Below are 20,496 nucleotides of genomic sequence, written 5' to 3' on the forward strand. Positions count from 1 at the left end.
GAAGTGACTACCACTTGGCGAGGGCGTTGGAAATAATCAGGTCCTGCATCTTCTCGATGGCTCGGGCCTGGCCATGGCGGTCCTCGGACTCGTTCTTCTGGATATCGTACGTTCCGTCCGCCGAAAGCGACTTGCTCTCGTAGATAATGCGTTCTTTCACGTTGTCGTAGAACTTGACGCTCACGCGTATCGTGACACGGTACGTTTCCACATCGCTGTTGCTGTTGTAGTTCTCGGGCTTGTTCGTGTAGCTAAGGAGCGTCATCTCGAAATCGGCGTTGGCGTTCTCGTTCACCAGGCGCACGCCACCCGCGTTCCTCTTGAACATGTCGACAACGGCCGTATGGATATTGTTCGCAAGCACCGGGTCCAGGGTCTTGTCCTCGACCTCGTGTATCTGGACTGTCTTAATATGGCTAGGCAGCGTCGAAGCCGTAAAGCTGTAGCAGCCCGCCAAAAGACCCGCAACGAAGGTCACTGCGACAAAAAGCAACAATCGGGACAAATTCCTAGAAAGCATACCGCAAATTTAAAAACAAATGCGCCAGGCAAAGAATTGGACATAAAAAAAGCACCCCCGCGGGAGTGCTTTTAATGCTGGAATTCAGTGAAACCCTAGAGGGCCGTCTTGAACGTCCTGGAGCCGACCTTCACGATGTACATGCCCTTGGCACCGGTGTAGACCTTCTGCTGGTTTCCAAGACCGCGAACAGTGCGGACAACGTGGCCGAGGCTGTTGAATACGGTGATGGACTTGCCCTGGGCATTGGCTACGACGATGTAGTTGTCAGACGTAAACACGGAAACTGCAAGCAGGCTCGGGTCTACGGGCAGAGCTTCGGTAGAAGAAGACAATCCCCAATGGTTGCCGCCAGAAGAGGACCTGGCTACGACGCTGGAAGAAGACCTTCCGAACGAACCGGACGACCTAGCGATAGAACCAGAGGACTTCGCTACAGAGGACGAAGATGCCGGACCGCTAGCAGAAGATTCGACGCTGGAAGAGGATTCCGGCTTGCTTGCGCCAATCGGGCCATTCAGGTCGTATCCCTTCACGAAGTTCCAGATATCGGAAACGTCTGCCTTGGAGGGGCTATGCTGACGGCCCTCGAGCTTCAAGTGCTTCACATAGATGCCGTTTTCACAGGGGCCCCAGGTGTAGAGCGTAGCCTTGTTCTCGCTGTTCGGATGATTGTTCTCGACTTGCGCCTGCGAGGGGCACTTGAACTGGTCACGGTAATTCTTCAAGTTGTTTTCGAGACCATCGTAGCCCACCACGTTGTCGCTGGTTCCGTGGGTATGGAATATAGGCACCGGACGCTGAGCCGTGCCGGCGCCCATCATCAGGTAACCGGAGCAGGGAGCAAAGGCGGCAATCTTGTCGGCAATCTTGCCCATGGCATGGTAGCTGAGCATACCGCCCATGGAGAAGCCCGACATATACACGCGCTTTTTGTCAATCTTGTAGTCGGTGGCCAACTGGTCGATAATCTGCGTAATCCATTTGGTATCCTGGTCACCACTGATATCCCAGGTGCTGTAACCCGTTGCGCCCTTGGGATAGGCTACAACAAAGCCCGCCGTATCGGCAACCGCTTCCCAGTGGGTATTGGACTGCTGGTAATTGGGGTCCTGGTCCATGCCGTGGAAAGACATGAGCAACGGACTGTTATCTTTAAGACCTGCCGGAGCATAGACATAGACATCCCTGCCCGAGACGGACACCCTTTTGTAGTCGTTGATGGATTTACCGCCTCCGCCACCCCATTGGGCGAAAGAAAGCGTAGCCGCAGCTAGCAGAAGTATTGGAAACTTCATCTCTGTACTCCTCTGAATTTTCCGTTTGTTTACATTGTGTTTGCCTCCATAACCGAACCCATTTATAATGTATATCAATAACGCGGGAGTGTGACCGCTGTCACCAAAATAGCGGTGTAAACGAATACAACAGCGCCCATTCAAGCCACATTTCCCTAACCGCAATCATCTAAAAAAAAGCGAAAAAACATGCTTTTAGCGCTTCAGACGAAAGATTAGAGAAAAACGGACTCGTCCTATGCAAAAGTTGCTAAATTGGCGCTCATTCTGAGCGCATTTAGCTAGGCTCGGCCATGTCAAAACAAAAATTATTTTGACGTCTGCGACGTCCGTGGCTACGGCTCGAAAATGCAAAAACAAGTTTTTTGCGCTTTCTCGCCTTGCACACTTTTGCCGCGGCACTCGCCTTTTGCTAAATTTCACCGCGTAAAATTTTTATCATCCGAGGCATAAAATGCTTGACATCAAGAAAATCCGCGAAAATCCGGAATACTACATTGCTGAAACCGAAAAGAAGTACACCACGGTGAGCCTGAAGGACGTTCTCGAAATCGACAACGAACGCCGCCCGCTCCTCACCGAAGTGGAACGCCTCAAGAGCGAACGCAACGCCGAATCCAAGAAAATTGGCGACCTCAAGAAGAAGGGCGAAAACGCCGACGAAGCCGTGGCCGCCATGCGCGCGCTCGGCGACAAGATCGACGAACTTGACAAGAAACTCAAGGACCTCGACTACAAGCAGACCGAAATGCTCATGCACGTGCCGAACATCGCCCCGCGTTCCCCCGAAGGCAAGGACTCTAGCGACAACGTGGTGGAAAAAGACGGCCCGATTCCGTTTGACTACTACACCAAGAACGACGACTTCGCCCGCGTGGACCACAAGACCCTGGGCGAACGCCTCGGCATTTTTGACTTCGAACGCGGCGCCAAGATTTCCGGCTCCGGCTTCCCGGTCTACCGCGGTCTCGGTTCCCGCCTGGAACGCGCCCTCATCCAGTTCTTCCTCGACGAACACCAGAAGAACGGCTTCGAGGAATTCACGCCTCCGTACCTCGTGACCCGCAATACCATGCGCGGCACGGGCCAGCTCCCGAAGTTCGAAGAAGACATGTACCGCTGCGACAAGGACGACGACCTCTTCCTCATCCCGACTGCAGAAGTGCCTCTGACCAACCTTTACGCCGGCGAAGTGATTCCGGAATCCGAACTCCCGAAGCGCATCTGCGCCTACTCCGCCTGCTTCCGCCGCGAAGCTGGCTCCTACGGCAAGGATACCCGCGGACTGCTGCGCCTGCACCAGTTCAACAAGGTGGAAATGGTTTACTTCGCCCATCCGGAACACAGCTACGAAGACCACGAGGAACTCACCCGCTTCGGCGAAAAGCTCCTGGAAAAGCTCGGCCTCCCCTACCACCGTCTGGCCCTCTGCAAGGGCGACCTCGGTTTCGGTGCCGCCAAGTGCTACGACCTCGAAGTCTACGCCCCGGTCGAAAAGAAGTGGCTCGAAGTCAGCTCCTGCTCGAACTTCGAAGACTACCAGGCACGCCGCGCCAACATCAAGACGAAGATCGGCGGCAAGAACGTCTACGTGCATACGCTGAACGGTTCCGGCCTCGCCACTCCGCGCGTGATGGTCGGCATCTGCGACAACTACCAGCAGAAGGACGGCTCGCTCAAGATCCCGGAAGTACTTCGTCCGTACATGGGTGGGCTTGAGGTTATTAAACCGAAAGCCTAACCATGTGTGAAGATTTTTCGTCAAGAAAAATCTGAGTGCGAGGTTTCGCAAGAAACCTTGCCTGCTCGTTAGGGTGGCATGGAACGCATCGAGCCGAAGAAGTAGTCCGGTTCGCGGACAGCCGCGACATTCTGAAAAAAAATTAAGCAAGGTCAGGCGGCCTTGCTTTTTTGCTAGTCCTTCAGGCAGCGCACGGAATAGCCGACACCCTTCCTGTTGGTATAGCTGCCCCAGAACTTGTCCGTTGCGTAATAGAGATCCCAGTACGGGGCATGGCTGGCATTGTCGGATTCTTCCGAAGTCCAGAAACCGGCATCATGAAAGAGATCGTCGAATGTTCCGTCCAGATTGCGACGTCCGGCAGGCTTGGCGTTGAAGCCGTAGCGATTCGTGCCAACGGAGCACTCTTCATCTTCCTGGTCGCATTCCATCCAGCCTTCGGCAGACTTCAGGCTCGTTCCCACATTTTCCTTGTCGCGCAGCTTGGAATTTTCATCTTGCACGAAACTGATCAGGACGTCGATTTCGGCCTTGGACGGGATATGCCAGCCTTCGGGACAAACGCCGCGATGCTTGAGACCGATGGAATCCTTGGCAAAAGCGCTCTGGAAAGAAACGTCTAGACCGACAGCGGCGGTCCAGGTATACAGACGGCCGTACGACTTGCAATTTTCGTAATCGTTTTCGTAGCACCAGCCTTCGTCCACGGAATAACGCAGGTTTTCAGCCATCCAGCGCTGATTGCCTATCTGGACGGTCTTGTAACGCTCGCCGTCACGGCTGTCGCAAATCATATCTGCCGGAGTCCCTTCACAGGGGTCCTTCACAACATCTTTTTCGGGAGACTTGAATCGACCGGGTCTCTTGGTTCCCCTTACCGCAACAGAAGACGAAGAAACACTCTCGGAAGAAGAACTTTCTACAGCCGCCGTATCTTCGGTTACCGCTTCAGAAGAGCTTACGGGAGCAGGGGCGACCTTTGGAGGCTGTTCAACAGTTTTTACAGGCGCACGCACTTCGCGCGGAGCCTCTTCGTTGTTGCATCCGGAAACAATCAGAACACAAAAAATAAAAGCGATTATTTCTGCGAAGGTCTTCAACTTTTCCCCTTACATCAATAAAAATATACATTGTTTTTGCATATAGATTAATTTTTTTTGGTTTATCTGCCCTAAAAACCTTTTTTATGGATATTTTTTAACAATCATCCCTTTTTCAATGGAACTAATCTATATTTAAAACATTCTTTTAACCCTCCAAAAGAAGGATATGACATGAACATTAAATTGATGACTCTGACCGCGGCGTTCGCCTTTGCAACTGCCATGGCTCAAGAACCGTCCGAAGCTCCCGCCCAGACGGCCACTCAGGACGATGCAGCCAGTTTCCAGGAACCGGCTCCGGCTCAGGAAGCAGAAGCTCCGGCTCCCGCACCCGCTCCCGCACCGGCCCCGGTCGCCGAACCCGCTCCGGTCGCTGAAGCTCCCGCAGAACCGACAGACACTTCCGCAGTCAACTTCAATGTGACCCGCGCAAGAGCTTACAACAACGTCAATAACCAGGCCGCAGCTTCCACTATCGGCGACAACTTGGCTTCTCCGTACCAGATGGCCGGCAAGAAGCTCGTCTACATGGAACCGACCAACTCCTTCGCAGCCGTCTCCTTCGGCACGGGCCTCACCAAGTTCATCGCATTTGACAACTCCCAGGGTCTCGGTCTGACTACCGTCGGTATCGCCAGCAACTCCTTCGGTGTTTCTCTTAGCTACGCCCTCGGAAAGCAGTGGTCTTCTACCGAAGTGACCACCTCCGAAACCAAGACAACGACCGACGAATCCGTCGTGAACGGCGGTGACCGCATCGACGCTACCTTCGCCGCTCCTCTTGGCGGACTGGACCTCACCATCCACGCTGCATGGCTCACCTACCAGCGTGAACTCAAGACCAACAAAGAAGTCAAGAGCGCAGACAACACCGTCAAGGACGAAACCGACCAGGATTACTGGGATATCTTCGGTTCCGTGATGCTTTCCAACACTCCGTCCGCCAAGGCTATCTCTTGGGCTGCCGGCGTTGCCGTGACGCGTCATGAGAACTTTGTCGAACGCAAGCACACCGACAAGGCCAACTCCGACAACAACTTCAAGACCGAAGTTACCGGCGAAAGCGCCTACATCGCGGTCACCCCGATGTTCAACATCGGTGGCGCAATTCTCTCTGCAAGCAATGCACGCGTCCTTCTCGGCGTGAACACCTCCGTTCCTCTGCATTTCGCCGACGAAATCAAGGAAAAGGCAGAATTCGAAGACGACGACGTGAACAAGGACAACTTCTTCACGGTGGACCTCATTGCTGAACCGAACATCTTCGCTGAACTCGGCCTCGGCAAGTGCTGGATGGTCTTCGGCGGTGCCAGCTACATCTGGGATGTATTCGGCATGCAGAACGAAGAATTCATCAAGGACTACAAGGATAGCGACAACAAGGAAACCACCAAGAACACTGTCATGTCGATGCAGACCGGCGTGACCACTGTCCAGGCCGGTGCCCGCTTCCAGTACAGCAACTTCGCTCTCGAAGCTTCCATCGCCAACGCCATGTACAACAATCCGCTCACCGGATTCAACGGTGGCAACATGATCGCCAACCTCGGTGCGTTCATCAACTTCTAATAGGAGAAATTAACCATGAAAAAAATCATTTCCGCATTTGCAGCAACAGTGGTGATTTCTACCTTGGCCGCCTGTACCGCAGCTGACGATTCCACCATTTCCGGCCCGCGCATGGGCAAGGTGATTGTTGACCCCGGTAGCAGCCAGCAGTCTGGCCAGCAGGGCAGCACCGAAAACAAGGACAAGAACACCAAGGCTATCGAAAAGATTTGCGATAGCTACACCATTGAACAGGAATATCCGGAAGAAGACGCCGTTCTCTACTACTGCAGAGACGACGGCAATGAGTACGGCTGTATCAGCGGTGCTTGCGAAGAAATCTCCGAATACGAAGACTAATTCTATCATCTTTCGACAAAAAAGGGACAGGTCTTGCCTGTCCTTTTTTTGTTTCCCTCAGCGCAGAATCCAGGCTCAGCGCCCGTACTCCGGAAGGGCGCCGATTTTCTTGAATTGCCCAGACGCCCTGTCCAGCGCAAAGAAACGGACGGCGTCGCCAAGGGCAAGCATCACGTATTGCGGAGAAATCAGTTCCAGATAGCGGTTCAGCTGAACCTGCAGCGACTGCCAGGTATATTCACCTGGAGCCTTACATTCCACTAGAAGCCACGGTTTGTCCAGGCGTGCCCCGCTACTAAAATCGTGTACGATGATGTCGACGCGGTCATCCGTTTTCGGATCGATGGCGCATAGGCCGAACTCCACCGTCATCAGATGTTCTGGGACCTTTATCTGGTCGAGCAAGAAACGCACCGTATCCTGGCGTACGCGCTCCTCAGGCGTAGCCGGAACATCCTTCTTGCGTATCGGGTCGTACAACATATCTCGTGACATGGAATGGAATTTAGAAAAAATACTATCTTGTTTTCAGTAAACTTCACCTTGGTTCAGCAAAAGGAGTCCTATGAATATTCTTGCCCTCTTGGCCGATGGCTTCGAAGAAACGGAATTTGTCGTCCCGTTCGACCTGTGGCAGCGCGGAGGCTGCGAAGTCGTCACGGCATCCATCAAGGGCTCCACTGATGTCACCGGAGCGCACGGCCTGCCGGTCCAGGCAAACACGACTCTCGGCCAGATAAACCTCGCCGACTTCGACGGAATTTTCTTGCCCGGCGGTGGGCCGGGTGTCAAGAACCTAGCCGCATCGCCCGCTGTCGAGAAGGCCCTCTGCGCCATGAATGACGCGGATAAGTGGATATTCGCCATCTGTGCGGCCCCGCTCGTACTCTCGAAGGCCGGGCTTCTCGTCGACCGCCGCTGCACCTGCTTCCCCGGCCGCGAAGAAGACCTTGTATGCAAGGAATTCACCGAAGACCGCGTTGTCGTAGACGGGAACATCATTACGAGCCGCGGCGCAGGGACTGCAGAGGAATTCGCACTCGCAACTCTCGCCAGCATGACCGACGCCGAAACATCGGGCAAAATCCGCAAGCAAATCGTCGCAAGGTAGGATTAATTTCTACATTTGGGCCATGAATTTCAAGGATAGAATCATCCGGGCCACCGGCAAGAGGACTCCGTTCCGCCTTATCGCCGTCGACCTGACCTCCACCATGAACGAGATTGGAGCCTACCACGGCGCGAAGGGCTACGCCCTCAAGCTGTTGGCCGAGAATTCCATCGCAAGCATTTTCCTTAGCGCTTCGCTCAAGTTCCCGGGGACAGTGACGTTCTCCACCACGTTCGGCGGAGAAATCACGAAAATCCAGTCCGATTCGACCCCGATGGGACTCGTGCGCGCCATGATGCCGCAAGACGAACTCCTGGCCATCGGCGCGAACGAGCCGGCGCTCGTACCGCAAAACATCAGCGTCATCAAGCTCGATGAACAGGGAAAACGCATCCACGAAAGCATCATCGAGGCGGCCTCCGTGTCGATGGGCCAGAACCTCGCCTACTACCTGCTGCAATCCGAGCAGATACGTTCCGCGGTGGGCATCGAGGCCCGGTTCAACAGGGAAAAACCCGCCAAGCTGGACTATGCGGCAGGATTCTATATCGAGGCGTTCCCCGATCTCGAGGAAAGGGATATCGCCATCCTCGAGCAGATTGTGCTGAATCTCCCGAAATTCCCCGAACTGTACAAGGCCGAAGGATTCGACCTCGACGAACTGCTGGACCAATTACGCGGGCCTTATGACATCGACATCGTTCGCGAAATCGACCCGAAAGCCTACTGCCCCTGCAGCCACGAGCGCATGGTGGCAACGCTTGCGACCCTCAAGACCGCCGACCTCGAAGACCTCGCCAAGGAAGGCAAGGACCTGGAAGTCATCTGCGACTTCTGCCGCACGAAGTACACGATCACCTCCGCGGACTTGAACGAGATTATAAAGGAAAGAAATCAGCCATGAGGTCGCCTTGCGACGCAAGGCTCTGAGCTTAGCGCAACCCCAAACCTCATACCTTATCACTAATCACTAACCACTAATCACTGATTATGTTCACTAAGCAATGTGTCGTTACCCTGGACCTTGAAGGAGTTCTCGCCCCCGAAATCTGGATTGCCGTCGCCGAAAAGACGGGCATCAAGGACCTGCGCCTCACCACCCGCGACATTCCCGACTACGACGTGCTCATGAAGGGCCGCATCGCGATTCTCGAGCGCGAAAACATCAAGCTTTCGGACATCCAGAACGTGATTGCAAACCTCGGACTCCTCGACGGTGCACGCGACTTTATGGACAAACTCCGCGACGAAGCCCAGGTGATTATTCTTTCGGACACGTTCCAGGAATTCGCCTACCCCATCATGAAGAACCTCGGATTCCCGACGATCTTCTGCCACAACCTGGAAGTCGAAAACGACATGATCAAGGGTTACCACCTGCGACTCACCGACCAGAAGACGAAGGTCGTGAAGCACCTGCAGGACCTGAACTTCAAGGTGTTCGCGAGCGGAGATTCCTTCAACGACACGGGCATGCTCAAGCAGGCCGACAAGGGCTGTTTCTTCTGCGCGCCGGACTCCATCGTGGCCCAGTTCCCGCAGCTGGATTCCACCAAGACCTACGCCGAACTCTTGGAGAAATTCCACCAGTTCCAGGCCACGCTATAAAAAAATCCCCCCCCCTAAAAAAAAGATGGAGCCAGAATTCCGGCCCCATCCTTTTTCTATCAGGAGTTAATAGATTTTCTAGTTCAGTGTCGGCGTTTCCCAATCGATCCATTCAGACTTCTTAAAATCAATCGTCTGCGTGTTCTTGGAATAGTCGATCTTGCCCGTCTTGGCATCCTTGCCGAGCAGGAACTTGTTCATGAAGTCCTTGACCTCGTCGAACTGTCCGTTGGGGAGCTGGCAGTGACCGTGACCGCCTTCCTGGCTGTAGGTGTAGTTTTCCGTCACGCCGAGAGCCTTGTAGGTTTCGAGAGAAGCCTGGCCGCAGTAGTTCGACGGCACTTCGCCAAGCCATTCCTGGCCAGCGTTATCGATGATGAGGAGCGCACGCGGTGCAACCATGCTCACGAGCATGTGCTGGTCGAACGGGAGCGTATTTTCCTTGCCGTCATAGTTCTTGAAGGAGGAAATCATCCACTTGCCTTCGGTACCGGCGCTGTTCAGGCCCTGCACGAACTGCTTACCCTTCTGCCTGTTGACCTGGGCACCGACGCGCCAGAGGGAGGCGCCACCGGAACCGGATTCCTGCGGAATGGTAAGAGCGATACGTTCATCGAATGCACCCACGGCAAGCGTACCCTTGCCCCAGCGAGAGCAACCTGTCATGGCGAGGTGATGCACGTCGATACCCGCTTCCGGAGTCTTTTCGAGAGCGTCGATGATACGGCTGACCCCCCAGGCCCATGCGATGATGGTACCCTGGCCACCATTGTAGAGCTGGAAGAACATGCCGCCACCGCTTTCAGGAGCGACATCGTCCGGGTTGAAGGTAATCATGGCGATATCGAGGCCGTTGGTGGAATTGCCGAGGCTTCCGCAGCCGCCGCCCATCATGCCGCCGCCAAACCCGATGAGGGCCGGCTTCGGTTTGTCCTTGGTACCCGCGTTGCTGATCTTCACGGAGAACGAGCCGGATTTGCCCTTGTCGGTCACCTTGATGGTGAGCTTTCCGCCGGAGTAAGAGCCTTCGACCTTTTCAGGATTACGCGGTTTCTCGCCGAACATGAGCTTTTCGTACATCGCGCCGATTTCTTCGCGACGGCACTTCCATTCCGCCTTCGTAGAAATCCTCTTGCCGTCGAGGCCCATGAACGGGTCCGGGAGTTTTGCGTTGTTTACGCTAGTGGGAATATTGCCGATCTGGCATTCGCTGCGGTGGTCTTCCACGAAGTCGGAGGAAGGCAGGACCGGACCGACATCAACGCTGCTGCTAGAAACCACGGGCGCAACCGAGCTGGAAGAATGCACGTGACCGCTAGAATGCACGTGTCCGCTAGACCTTCCGATAGCGCTAGATGCCGGCACCGTCGCAGAACTGGAGCTCCCCGTCACGATACCCGAAGAACCGGGCTGTTCCTGTTCGGCAGAACTCTGCACGACGGCATCCGAGCTGGCCGGAAGCTGCGTTTCGGAAGAGGTTCCCAGGTCACCCGTGCCGGAACCCGAGAACAGATCCACGGAACTGCTGGATGCATTTGCTTGATTGATAGAGTCCTGGAGCGCCTGATTGGCAGAATCGGCGTCAAATGCACCGTACTGCTCCATAAGACATTCTTCTGTTAAACATTCCGAGGTAGCAGCATTTTCGCTACCGCAGGCCCAAAGTCCGAAGGCGATGCCCGCCAACGGAACAAAAATCTTTGTTTTTTTCATAACCAACCCACCGAATAATGCCGTGAATTCGGCATCTTGAGGTACATTCAAATATAAACTGCGCGAAAAAGCAGGGGTTTAGGTTCCAAAAACAATCTATTTCCAAATTGTAATTTTTCTTTGTTTTTCGTTCAAAAACGCCAAAGCGTCAATTTATTTTTACAAATCTTCCGCTCCTGCGCATTTTTTAGCCACGCATGTCACAGAAAATTGTACCCACGTTGCGGGGGCATATTATTTTGTATATATTTTCATCAGAAAAAAAGTGGAGGGTATATGTTTTACAAGCATTGGAATAAAATTGCACTGGCACTGACCGGATTCTTTTGGGCCAGCTGCGACAGCGATTCCACATCGGCAAACAATACCGAAGAACCGACAAGCAGTGAAACAAGTGGCACCAAGTCCAGCAGCTCCACGGAACAACCCTCCAGCAGCGAAGACTTCGGGAAAATCGTCCCGTTGTACGGAATCGAATACGAAAAAATCGTTTCTTCAAGCAGCATGGAAGAAATCATGCCCGCTTACGGAGTTCCAGACAGAATCGCCTGCATCGAGGACCCTGCTGGCAAAAAAAACGACGGCAGTACCGTTTTAATGTGCGATGACGGCGTGACCTGCCAAGAAAAAGTGAGTGAACGCTGGGTGCCAGAATATAATTGTGTCGAGGACATTTGCCCTGACTACGGCGTAGTCGCTATCACCGAAAAGACCTACACCTGCGACGACGGGAACACCTACAACGAAGCGGAATTCCGCATGCGCTACGAAAAGTGGGAATCACCGGAGGTCCTTCCCGACGACACCTCGTACACAGAAGTTCAAGTCCTGTACGGCACGCCAGAATCCTTCAAGAACATGGAAAATCAAGAGAATTAGCTCTGCGGAGGATGGAACGTGTTCTACAAGCACTGGGAAAAAATTGCACTTGCCCTGACAGCCCTCTTCTGGGCCGGTTGCGACGATTCTGGTTCATCGGCCGTATGCCTTTATGGTCCCGACCCCAATTATAGCAGCGAAGCAATCACGTTCGAATCCAGTTCCTCCGAAGAGGTAAAATCCAGTTCCAGTATCGCCGAAGAATCAAGCTCCAGCATCAGGGAACTTTTGAGTTCCAGCAGCATTGCCGTGGTGTACGGGCCAATGGCGGTCAATTGTTACAACGACACCGCCGTAAACGATTCGGGCAAGGTGTTCGACATCATTAAATGCGAAGACGGGAAAAAATACCTGCACGAGCCCGGACTCTACGACGAGCTCCCTGAAACGCAAAAAGAACTGCCCGAAGGCGTAAACATAAACATGCCAATGCCAAGCAATTCTTATGCCGGCAACTGCGAGATATGCGGCGACATCTGCTATGAAAGGGCGCCAGACGATTCCGTCATGGGAGGCTGCCGCCCGATAGTCAACTGCCCAGAAAAAAAGGATAATGAATAATGCTCTACAAGCATTGGAAAAAATTTGCACTTGCGCTGACCGCCCTGTTCTGGGCTGGTTGCGAAGATTCCACCTCTGCAGAGGAGTGCCTCTATGGACCTCCGTCATATTACGGACTTCCTGAAAGCAGCGACGCGAGCGAAGATGGATCCAGCTCGAGCGAAGCGACCGGCAGCGAAACAAGCTCCAGTTCTTCCGAGGCGACCAAGCCGGAAAGTTCCAGCAGCGAATTCGTCGCCGGCCCTCTTTATGGTGTCGAGCCTCCCGATTCCATTGACGTCAAATGTTTCCCGATGGATTCCAGTGTATCGTATTTTCCCAACGATTTCAGTGCAGACAATGCCAAATTCTGGAAAGAGGAAGCGGCCAAGCACGATGCCGTAGCCAAGATAGATTCCGTCAAGGAGACGTTGGCCGAAACGCCCATGTGTCTTGAACACCTGCGTATGGAACTCGACCAATTCGTGGCGCTTTACGGCGCTCCGACCATCATTAGAAATGCGGTAGAAAAATGCATTGACGGCACCATCAGGCCTAGCGAAGAATACGCAAAATTCCTGAAGATGAAGGAAGAGTGGGAAGCGAACAAGCCCGCCCTCGACGAAGAACTCCAGAAGGTCTACGAAGACAAGATGAAGGAAATCCAGGAACGGATTAACAAGTGCCTGGAGAAATAGACGAAAGAACGGCTCTATGAGCCTATAGACGAAAGACGAAAGATATGATAAAAAAACATTGGAAAAAATTTCTATTAAGCCTGTGCGCCCTGCTCTGGAGCGGGTGTAGCGATGATTCCTCCAGCGACAGCCCTTCGGCCGGGAAAAAACTGGTTGCCTGCGATTTTGACCAGATTTGCCCCGAATACGGCGTTTTCTACGATTGCGAAAACGAAGAAGACAAAATCAACGGCAATTACGAAAACTGCACCATGTCGTACCCCGCGTGCACGGACACGTACTATTGTGAAGACGACGTCACCTGTTTCCAATCGACCGACGACGAAACGAAAACTTTCGACTGTCGCGATGAAAAGGACAACAAGACTGTCTACACCGAAGACGAATTCAAGTCAAAATACTACGTCGAAAGTGAGCGCATCCATTAAATTTCACATTTCACACCTCACATTTCACACTCCACATTTTTATGCAACTCTCTCTTAAAAAGAAACTCGCTCTCGAAGCCTACCGCCTTTACCGCCACAACGAAATCAAGGCGCACCCTCTGACTTACTTTTTCTGGGAATGCACGCTGCGCTGCAACCTGCACTGCCTGCACTGCGGTAGCGACTGCGTGAAGGACGCCATCCCCGACATGCCCCGCGAAGACTTCATGGGCGTGCTCGACAAGCTTGCCCCGCATATTGATCCAAAGCACTTTATCGTGGTGATTACCGGCGGCGAACCCTTGATGCGCCAGGACCTTGAAGAATGCGGCATGGAAATCAAAAAACGCGGCTACCCCTGGGGCATGGTCAGCAACGGCCTTGCGATGACGCCTGAACGATATACCAAGCTGCTGAACGCAGGGCTGCGCTCGCTCACCATTAGCCTCGACGGCCTCAAGGAAAGCCACAACCATTTCCGCGGTGCCCCCACGAGTTTCGACAACGCACTCCGAGCTATCGACATGGCCGCCCACACGCAGGGCCTCACCTTCGACGTGATGACCTGCGTGAACCGCCAGAACTTGAAGGAGCTCCCGAAGATTCTCGACATTCTCCTGAAAATTGGCGTGAAGCGCTGGAGAATCGCCACCGTGTTCCCAAAGGGCCGCGCCAAGGACAATCCGCTGTTCCAGCTCACGAACCAGGAATTCCGCCAGGTGTTCGACTTTATCCGCGAAGTCAAGAAACTGAACGTCATCAACGTGAACTACGGCTGCGAAGGCTTCCTCGGGAGCTACGAGAAGGACGCCCGCAACTACCCGTTCTTCTGCCGTGCCGGCGTGAACGTTTCTTCCGTGCTTTGCGACGGCAGCATTTCGGCATGCCCGAGCCTCCGCGGCGACTACATACAAGGTAACATTTACAAGGACGACCTCTGGGACGTTTGGCAGAACCGCTACCAGGTGATGCGCGACCGCAGCTGGGCAAAAATTGGCGACTGCAAGACCTGCAAGTACTGGCGCTACTGCGAAGGCTCCAGCCTGCATCTCAGGGACGAGAAGACCAAGGAATTGGCTTATTGCCATGTAAAACGCTTGGAAGACGCTGGCGCGTAATCGCGAAAAACAGCAACCAGGTCCATAAGAATCTGCATACCTCCCCTAAAAAGGGAGGTATTCGCATATACAGGCCCAGTCCTATGTCGGGGGGCTTTTTACAATTTGCGGAAATACGCTTAAATTAGCCTTATTTTTCGCTTATTTCCCATGATTTTTCATTCCAAGATGTCTTTATTTAGATATAATTTACATTGATGGATTCTAGAAATTTGACATCGAACCAGGAGCACATCGTCAACGTGCTCCTAAAGAAGAACCCGAAGCTGGATGCCGAGGTTCTCAGGAACGCTGTCGTCTTTATCGCCGATGCCCATGACGGCCAATACCGCAAGAGCGGCATGCCCTACACCGAGCATCCGTTCGAAGTAGCCAAGATTCTTGCCGACTTGAAACAGGACCAGGCAACAGTCCTGGCAGGACTTTTGCACGACGTGGTGGAAGACACCCCGCACACCCTAAAAGAGATATCTGAAAAATTTGGCGAAGACACAGCCTTCATGGTAGACGCGGTCACGAAAATCACCGCAGTACAGGAAGCCAGCAAGACGGCGCAGAAAGCGGGCACCTACCGCAAGCTCATTACCGCCATGGCGAAGGACCCAAGGGTTATCATGATCAAGATTGCAGACCGCATCCACAACATGCGTACCATGCAGTACATGAAACCCGAAAAACGCAAGCAGATTGCGCAGGAAACCCTCGACATCTACGTCCCCCTCACACATAGGTTCGGTCTATACAAGCTCAAGACCGAACTCGAGGACCTGAGTTTCAAGTACGTGAACCCGGTCGAGTACCAGAAACTGGTCGACGCCCTTATCGAAGGCAAGGACAAGCGCGAAAAGTACGTCCAGTCCGTCATCGGGCCCTTGCAAATCAAGATGGCGCTCGAAGACTTCGACTGCACCATCCAGGGCCGTACCAAGAACATCTACAGCATCTACAACAAGATGATCAGTCGTGATTGCCAGTTCGAGGACATCTTCGATATCTTCGCCATCCGCATCATCGTCGAGACAATCCCCGAATGCTACCTCGCCCTCGGTTACGTCCACAACCTTTGGACCCCGTTGCAGAGCCGTTTCAAGGACTACATCGCGACGCCAAAGCCGAACCTGTACCAGAGCATCCATACGACCGTCATCGGTCCCGAAAACAAGATGGTCGAAGTGCAGATCCGTACCAAGGACATGGACCTTACCGCCGAAAAAGGATTCGCCGCACACTGGGCCTACAAGATGGAAACCCAGCACGAGGGCGAAGAACTCGCCTGGCTCGACCACATGGTCAAGCTCCAATCAGAAATCGAGGACAGCAAGGAATACCTCGACTTCTTGAAAGTGGACCTGAAACCCGAAGGCATGACCGTCTTTACGCCAAAGGGCGCATCCATCGAACTCCCCGAAGGGGCCATCGTCCTGGATTTCGCCTTTGCGGTACATACGGAACTCGGCCTGCACTGTATCGGTGCCCGCATCAACGAAGAGGTCGTCAGCCTGGACAAGCCTATCCAGCATGGAGCGACCATCCAGATCCTGAAGAGCCCCGCCCAGGAACCGAGTCCGGAATGGCTCGACATGGTAAAGACCGTCAAGGCCAAGCAGGAACTGCGCAAGTGGATGAAAACAAGCATCATCCAGCAGGCCAGGGATCTCGGCAAGGAAATCTGGACGCGAGAACTGCGACTCGCCAAGATCGAGAAGGACAAGCGCCCGGACGAAGCTTCCGTCAACAAGTATTTCGGCACCTTCAGCCTGGACGACTTCTACGAGCGTATTGGCCAGGGTGAACTCCCCCTGCAAGACGTTCACCGTTTCTTGACCGGCGAAGATATCAACACCAAGGATACCTCGTCGCTCCGGTTCTTCCCTACCTTCGGCAAGGACAAGAAAAACACCGTCCGCGACGAGATGCCGCTGGTTATCGGGCAAGAAACCAGCCTGGTCATCCATTTTGCCTCATGTTGCGGTCCCCTGCCCGGCGACAAGATTGTCGGTGTCATGCGCCCGCAAATCGGCATCGAGGTACACAATGCCACATGCCCATGCCTCAAGGATTTCCCGATACACCAGCAGTTGCCCGTCGAATGGAGCGCCGACGTGTCGAAACCGTTCACGACGCACCTGACCATAGTCACGGACAACCGCAGGAACATCACGCTGGATATTCTGCAGGAACTGAAGAACGCCGGCCTTAACCTGGAACGCATGAGTGTCGCGAGCACTGAGTCTTCTGGCCGCATCCGCATGGAATTCAAGGCGTTCCGCAAGGAACAGGTCGACGCCATGATGAACAAGATCATGAAAATTCGCGGCGTAAGGGAGGTGGACAAAGCATGATAACGCCTCTGCACCACAGCGACTACACGCTCAAGAACCGCGCGTTCAACTGCCGTATGCGTAACCGCTACTACGAAGAAGTCTATTACGCGTTCAGGGCCCTCTTGCCAAACGATGCCTCGAGCGTGGACCTGGACAAAGGCATCAACAACGCCTGGTACCAGAACCTGAGCCAGGAAGTCCGTCGCTACGAACACCTCATCACGACGTGCCTCCAATACGCGCAGGCCGCGATATTCTATGGCAAGGCCGACAACGCGACACTTTACTCCAAGGACAAGCGCTGGGGTATCTTGCAAGAAGAAATCTTCCTCGTGCACTTTCTGCAGGAGCTCCTTTCCACTATACGCTACATCATCGCGAGGTTCGATACCGACAAGATGTTGCAGGACTGGAGTTCCGCGATTCAGGACATGAAGGCCAAGCCCGTCCGTTACGGATTCGTGAACACCATCCAGGAAAAACTGAACGCGATGTCCACCGCCACCATGGAAGAATTCAGGGATTTGCTTAAGCACGTGCTTGACCGATTCCAGATTGGCAACACGCTTTTCGGAACTATACAGGAGCTGCAGAACTTCTACTAATGTGAAATGTGTAATGTGAAATGAGTAGAATCTATGTCTGAATATATCATCCTATCCATATTCCTATTCCTGGGCGCATTCATCGCGGCAGCAGCTACCGTCACGGGGCTGTTGCTCGGATACCGCACCAAGAATACGGCAAACAAGATGGCCCCATACGAATGCGGCATGGAGACCATCGGCAATGCCAGAATCCAGTTCAAGGTAGGCTACTACCTGTTCGCCCTCCTTTTCCTGGTGTTCGACATCGAAGCCCTTTTCCTCTTCCCCGTAATGATGAATTTTAGGGAAATCATGGCCGGCCATACGCCGCTTTCGCCCATGATTGTCTTGATCGACCTCGCCATATTCATTGTCATCCTCGTATCCGGCCTCGCTTACGCCTGGAAAAAAGGAATTCTCAAATGGGAATAATCAATTACGCTCCAAAAATCCTAGACCCGATTCCGGGCGGCAAATATGTCGTGAACGCCATCGACTACGTGGTGAACTGGGCTCGAGCCAACTCCATTTGGCCCCTCACCTATGGTACCAGCTGCTGCGCCATCGAAATGATGAGTAGCTCCATGGCCCGCTATGACATTGCCCGATTCGGAAGTGAAGTGTTTCGCTCGTCCCCGCGACAGGCGGACTTGTTTATTTTGGCAGGGACCATTACCCGCCGTATGGCCCCCGCCATCCAGATGCTCTGGGAACAGATTCCCGGACCGAAATACGTGATCGCGATGGGAGCCTGCACCATTAGCGGCGGCCCGTTCATCTACGACAACTATTCCGTTGTCCGCGGTGCACAGAACCTGATTCCGGTCGACGTATTCGTCCCCGGATGCCCGCCGCGTCCCGAAGCCCTTTTCCACGGACTTCTTACGCTACGCGAAAAGATTCTCAAGGAAACCTGCCGACACCCGTGGCACGAAGGCAAGCCGAAAGACGTGTCCACCATGGACCGTTACCGCGAAGCCGCCAAGACATGGGCCGCCCTCGAAGAAATGAAGGACGAAGCGATGGCCGAAGCCCGGGCGAAGTTCAAGGAAGAACACCCGGACTACAAGAGCGCCTACAAGCCCGTACGCGTGAAAAAAGAAGACTTCCCGGAAGTGCCGCGCGTGCCGTTCAAGCGCTTTGGCCTTACGCAGTCGGAACTGTTTGCCAAACTGCGCGAAAAATTCCCGAAGGTCACGGTGCATACGCATAGCGAAGATCCTATCGAAGACGTGGTGGCAGCAATCCCCGCCGACCGACCGCTCGAAGTGATGGTGGAACCCGAGGACTACCTGTCCATCGTCGAATTCGTGAAGAGTTCTCCCGAATTCAATATGGATTACCTCATCGACGTAACCGCCATCGACTACGACGACCACTTTGACATGGTGACGATGTTGCGAAGCCTGGAACACGGCCACAAGCTATTCCTCTGCGTGCAGATGAAAAAAGACTTCAGCATTCCAGAAGAAAAGCGGGCAACATCGCTGCTTGCAAGCGTCAAGAGCATAAGCCACCTCTACCCCGGTGCCGAAGTCAAGGAGCGCGAAGTTTACGACATGTTCGGAATCAACTTCGAAGGCCACCCCGACCAGCGCCGCATATTCCTCGACAAAGACTTCGTCGGCTACCCGCTGCGCAAGGACTTCACTCACCCGCAAATGATCAGGAGGCCCGTATAATGCCTACTCTGCCTCCAGGATTCCGCCTCCAGCGCGAAACCAATACCGAAGAATTCTTCATCAACATGGGTCCGCAGCACCCGAGTACGCACGGTGCACTGCGCCTTGCACTCCGCATGGACGGCGAAACCATCGTTGAACTTGTACCGCATTTCGGCTACATCCACCGCGGCATGGAAAAGCAGGCGGAGTCGATGAGCTACCTGCAATACATCGCGCTTTCCGACCGCCAGGACTACCTCACGGCAATCCAGAACAACCTGGGTGTCGTGATTGCACTAGAGAAAGGCATGAACGTGGGCGTACCCGAGAAGGGCGAATACATCCGCGTGATGCTCCAGGAACTGGGCCGCATTGCATCTCACCTGGTGTTCTTTGGCTGCTTCGGCGGCGACCTCGGCGGGCAAACCTGCCTGCTGTTCGGGTTCAAGGAACGCGAGATGATCCACGACATCCTCGAAGAAGTCACCGGTTCGCGCCTTACAACAAACTTCTTCAGGCCCGGTGGAAGCCGCTACGACGTGCCCGAGACGTTTATCCCGCGCGTGAAGGCGTTCCTCGACCACCTGGAAGATTCCATGAGGGACTACGAGAGGTTCCTTTCCAAGAACATCATCGTGCTCGAGAGAAGTATCGGGATTGGCGTACTTTCCAAGGAAGACGCGATTGCCTACGGATGCTCGGGCCCAGTTCTGCGTGCGAGCGGCGTGAACTTCGACGTGCGTCGCGTGAACCCGTACAGCATCTACGACCAGTTCGATTTCGACATACCCGTGTTTCACAACGGCGACTGCTATGACCGTTACAAGATACGCATCGCCGAAATCCACGAGTCCATGAAGATCTTGCGGCAGTGCATCGACAAGTTTCCGAAGGAAGGGCCCTGGCGCAGCAAGGAAAAGCCGGTGCGACTCCCCGAAGGCCGCTACTACAGCGAAATCGAGACAGCGAAGGGACTGTATGCCACATACGTGGTGGCGGCAACGACCGGCGAGAAGCCCTACCGCATCCACACGCGCGGGCCAAGCTTCCCGCACATTGCTGCACTCAACAAGATGGCACAAGGCCACAAGATTTCGGACCTCGTGACCATCATGGCCACCCTCGACCCCGTCATCCCGGAAATTGACAGGTAGCTTATGTTTGTTCCCTCAGTTACAAACCCCATCGGCGATTTTGTACGCGACATGGTCCCGCGGGTAGCGGAATTTTTGCCGGCGAGCCTCCAGAGCGAGACG

General features: G+C 54.0%; 21 protein-coding genes. 16 read left to right on the forward strand and 5 right to left on the reverse strand.

The features are described from left to right. Positions 1-7: 7 nt before the first annotated feature. Both B3M32_RS09350 and B3M32_RS09355 read right to left on the reverse strand, forming a co-directional pair. Complete coding sequence (locus tag B3M32_RS09350) at positions 8-520, reverse strand: LptE family protein (RefSeq protein ID WP_290745830.1); 513 nt, start codon at positions 518-520, stop codon at positions 8-10. A 95-nt stretch (positions 521-615) separates the two neighbouring features. Continuing rightward, positions 616-1,818 carry a DUF6383 domain-containing protein gene (locus B3M32_RS09355; protein WP_290745834.1) on the reverse strand — a complete coding sequence of 401 codons (1,203 nt, stop codon included), beginning with the start codon at positions 1,816-1,818 and terminating at the stop codon, positions 616-618. 454 nt (positions 1,819-2,272) lie between these two features. Between B3M32_RS09355 and serS the strand changes: the two genes are divergently transcribed. Continuing rightward, a complete protein-coding gene (gene serS, locus B3M32_RS09360; RefSeq protein ID WP_290745837.1) occupies positions 2,273-3,559 on the forward strand; it encodes a serine--tRNA ligase in 1,287 nt (428 codons plus the stop codon). Between the two features lie 173 nt (positions 3,560-3,732). On the opposite strand, the gene B3M32_RS09365 is transcribed toward serS, so the two are convergent. Then, a complete protein-coding gene (locus B3M32_RS09365) occupies positions 3,733-4,659 on the reverse strand; it encodes a fibrobacter succinogenes major paralogous domain-containing protein (protein WP_290745840.1) in 927 nt (308 codons plus the stop codon). Positions 4,660-4,833: 174 nt separating this feature from the next. Here B3M32_RS09365 and B3M32_RS09370 point away from each other — a divergent pair, with 174 nt between their 5' ends. Both B3M32_RS09370 and B3M32_RS09375 read left to right on the forward strand, forming a co-directional pair. Continuing rightward, positions 4,834-6,231 carry a hypothetical protein gene (locus B3M32_RS09370; RefSeq protein WP_290745844.1) on the forward strand — a complete coding sequence of 466 codons (1,398 nt, stop codon included), beginning with the start codon at positions 4,834-4,836 and terminating at the stop codon, positions 6,229-6,231. Positions 6,232-6,246: 15 nt separating this feature from the next. Next, entirely contained in the window at positions 6,247-6,570 is a 324-nt protein-coding gene (locus tag B3M32_RS09375; protein WP_290745847.1) for a hypothetical protein, read from the forward strand. Between the two features lie 75 nt (positions 6,571-6,645). Here B3M32_RS09375 and B3M32_RS09380 read toward each other — a convergent pair whose 3' ends face one another. Then, positions 6,646-7,065: a type I restriction enzyme HsdR N-terminal domain-containing protein gene (locus B3M32_RS09380; protein WP_290745850.1), complete on the reverse strand. Its 420-nt coding sequence runs from the start codon at positions 7,063-7,065 to the stop codon at positions 6,646-6,648. 70 nt (positions 7,066-7,135) lie between these two features. On the opposite strand from B3M32_RS09380, the gene B3M32_RS09385 reads away from it, so the two are divergent. From B3M32_RS09385 to thrH, 3 genes are all read left to right on the forward strand, one after another. Further along, positions 7,136-7,681, forward strand: coding sequence for a DJ-1 family glyoxalase III (locus tag B3M32_RS09385; protein ID WP_290745853.1), 546 nt, complete (start codon positions 7,136-7,138; stop codon positions 7,679-7,681). 22 nt (positions 7,682-7,703) lie between these two features. After that, a complete protein-coding gene (locus B3M32_RS09390) occupies positions 7,704-8,585 on the forward strand; it encodes an Hsp33 family molecular chaperone HslO (protein ID WP_290745856.1) in 882 nt (293 codons plus the stop codon). Positions 8,586-8,671: 86 nt separating this feature from the next. Continuing rightward, on the forward strand, positions 8,672-9,289 hold the full coding sequence (gene thrH, locus B3M32_RS09395) for a bifunctional phosphoserine phosphatase/homoserine phosphotransferase ThrH (RefSeq protein WP_290745859.1): 618 nt from the start codon (positions 8,672-8,674) through the stop codon (positions 9,287-9,289). A gap of 78 nt (positions 9,290-9,367) precedes the next feature. Here the strand turns inward: thrH and B3M32_RS09400 are convergent, their stop codons facing one another. Next, positions 9,368-11,002 (reverse strand): hypothetical protein, encoded by a 1,635-nt coding sequence (locus B3M32_RS09400; RefSeq protein WP_290745862.1) that lies wholly within the window; start codon positions 11,000-11,002, stop codon positions 9,368-9,370. Positions 11,003-11,278: 276 nt separating this feature from the next. Here B3M32_RS09400 and B3M32_RS09405 point away from each other — a divergent pair, with 276 nt between their 5' ends. From B3M32_RS09405 to B3M32_RS09450, 10 genes are all read left to right on the forward strand, one after another. Next, positions 11,279-11,881: a hypothetical protein gene (locus B3M32_RS09405; protein WP_290745865.1), complete on the forward strand. Its 603-nt coding sequence runs from the start codon at positions 11,279-11,281 to the stop codon at positions 11,879-11,881. An 18-nt stretch (positions 11,882-11,899) separates the two neighbouring features. After that, entirely contained in the window at positions 11,900-12,442 is a 543-nt protein-coding gene (locus B3M32_RS09410) for a hypothetical protein (protein ID WP_290745868.1), read from the forward strand. Then, positions 12,442-13,119, forward strand: coding sequence for a hypothetical protein (locus B3M32_RS09415; protein ID WP_290745871.1), 678 nt, complete (start codon positions 12,442-12,444; stop codon positions 13,117-13,119). The genes B3M32_RS09410 and B3M32_RS09415 overlap by 1 nt, the downstream gene beginning before the upstream one ends. A gap of 44 nt (positions 13,120-13,163) precedes the next feature. Further along, on the forward strand, positions 13,164-13,547 hold the full coding sequence (locus B3M32_RS09420; RefSeq protein ID WP_290745874.1) for a hypothetical protein: 384 nt from the start codon (positions 13,164-13,166) through the stop codon (positions 13,545-13,547). A 41-nt stretch (positions 13,548-13,588) separates the two neighbouring features. After that, positions 13,589-14,665, forward strand: coding sequence for a TIGR04133 family radical SAM/SPASM protein (locus B3M32_RS09425; protein ID WP_290745877.1), 1,077 nt, complete (start codon positions 13,589-13,591; stop codon positions 14,663-14,665). Positions 14,666-14,862: 197 nt separating this feature from the next. Continuing rightward, a complete protein-coding gene (locus B3M32_RS09430) occupies positions 14,863-17,007 on the forward strand; it encodes a RelA/SpoT family protein (protein ID WP_290745880.1) in 2,145 nt (714 codons plus the stop codon). Continuing rightward, entirely contained in the window at positions 17,004-17,594 is a 591-nt protein-coding gene (locus tag B3M32_RS09435; protein WP_290745883.1) for a hypothetical protein, read from the forward strand. The genes B3M32_RS09430 and B3M32_RS09435 overlap by 4 nt, the downstream gene beginning before the upstream one ends. Positions 17,595-17,627: 33 nt before the next feature. Next, positions 17,628-18,008, forward strand: coding sequence for an NADH-quinone oxidoreductase subunit A (locus tag B3M32_RS09440; RefSeq protein WP_290745885.1), 381 nt, complete (start codon positions 17,628-17,630; stop codon positions 18,006-18,008). After that, positions 17,999-19,258, forward strand: a complete 1,260-nt coding sequence (gene nuoB / locus B3M32_RS12415) for an NADH-quinone oxidoreductase subunit NuoB (RefSeq protein ID WP_290745888.1) — start codon at positions 17,999-18,001, stop codon at positions 19,256-19,258. The genes B3M32_RS09440 and nuoB overlap by 10 nt, the downstream gene beginning before the upstream one ends. Further along, the gene (locus B3M32_RS09450) at positions 19,258-20,394 is read left to right on the forward strand and encodes an NADH-quinone oxidoreductase subunit D (protein WP_290745891.1); all 1,137 of its coding nucleotides are present in this window, start codon (positions 19,258-19,260) and stop codon (positions 20,392-20,394) included. Before nuoB ends, B3M32_RS09450 begins: the two co-directional genes overlap by 1 nt. The last annotated feature ends 102 nt before the right edge of the window (positions 20,395-20,496 follow it).

Source organism: Fibrobacter sp. UBA4309, assembly GCF_002395745.1.
GTDB lineage: Bacteria > Fibrobacterota > Fibrobacteria > Fibrobacterales > Fibrobacteraceae > Fibrobacter.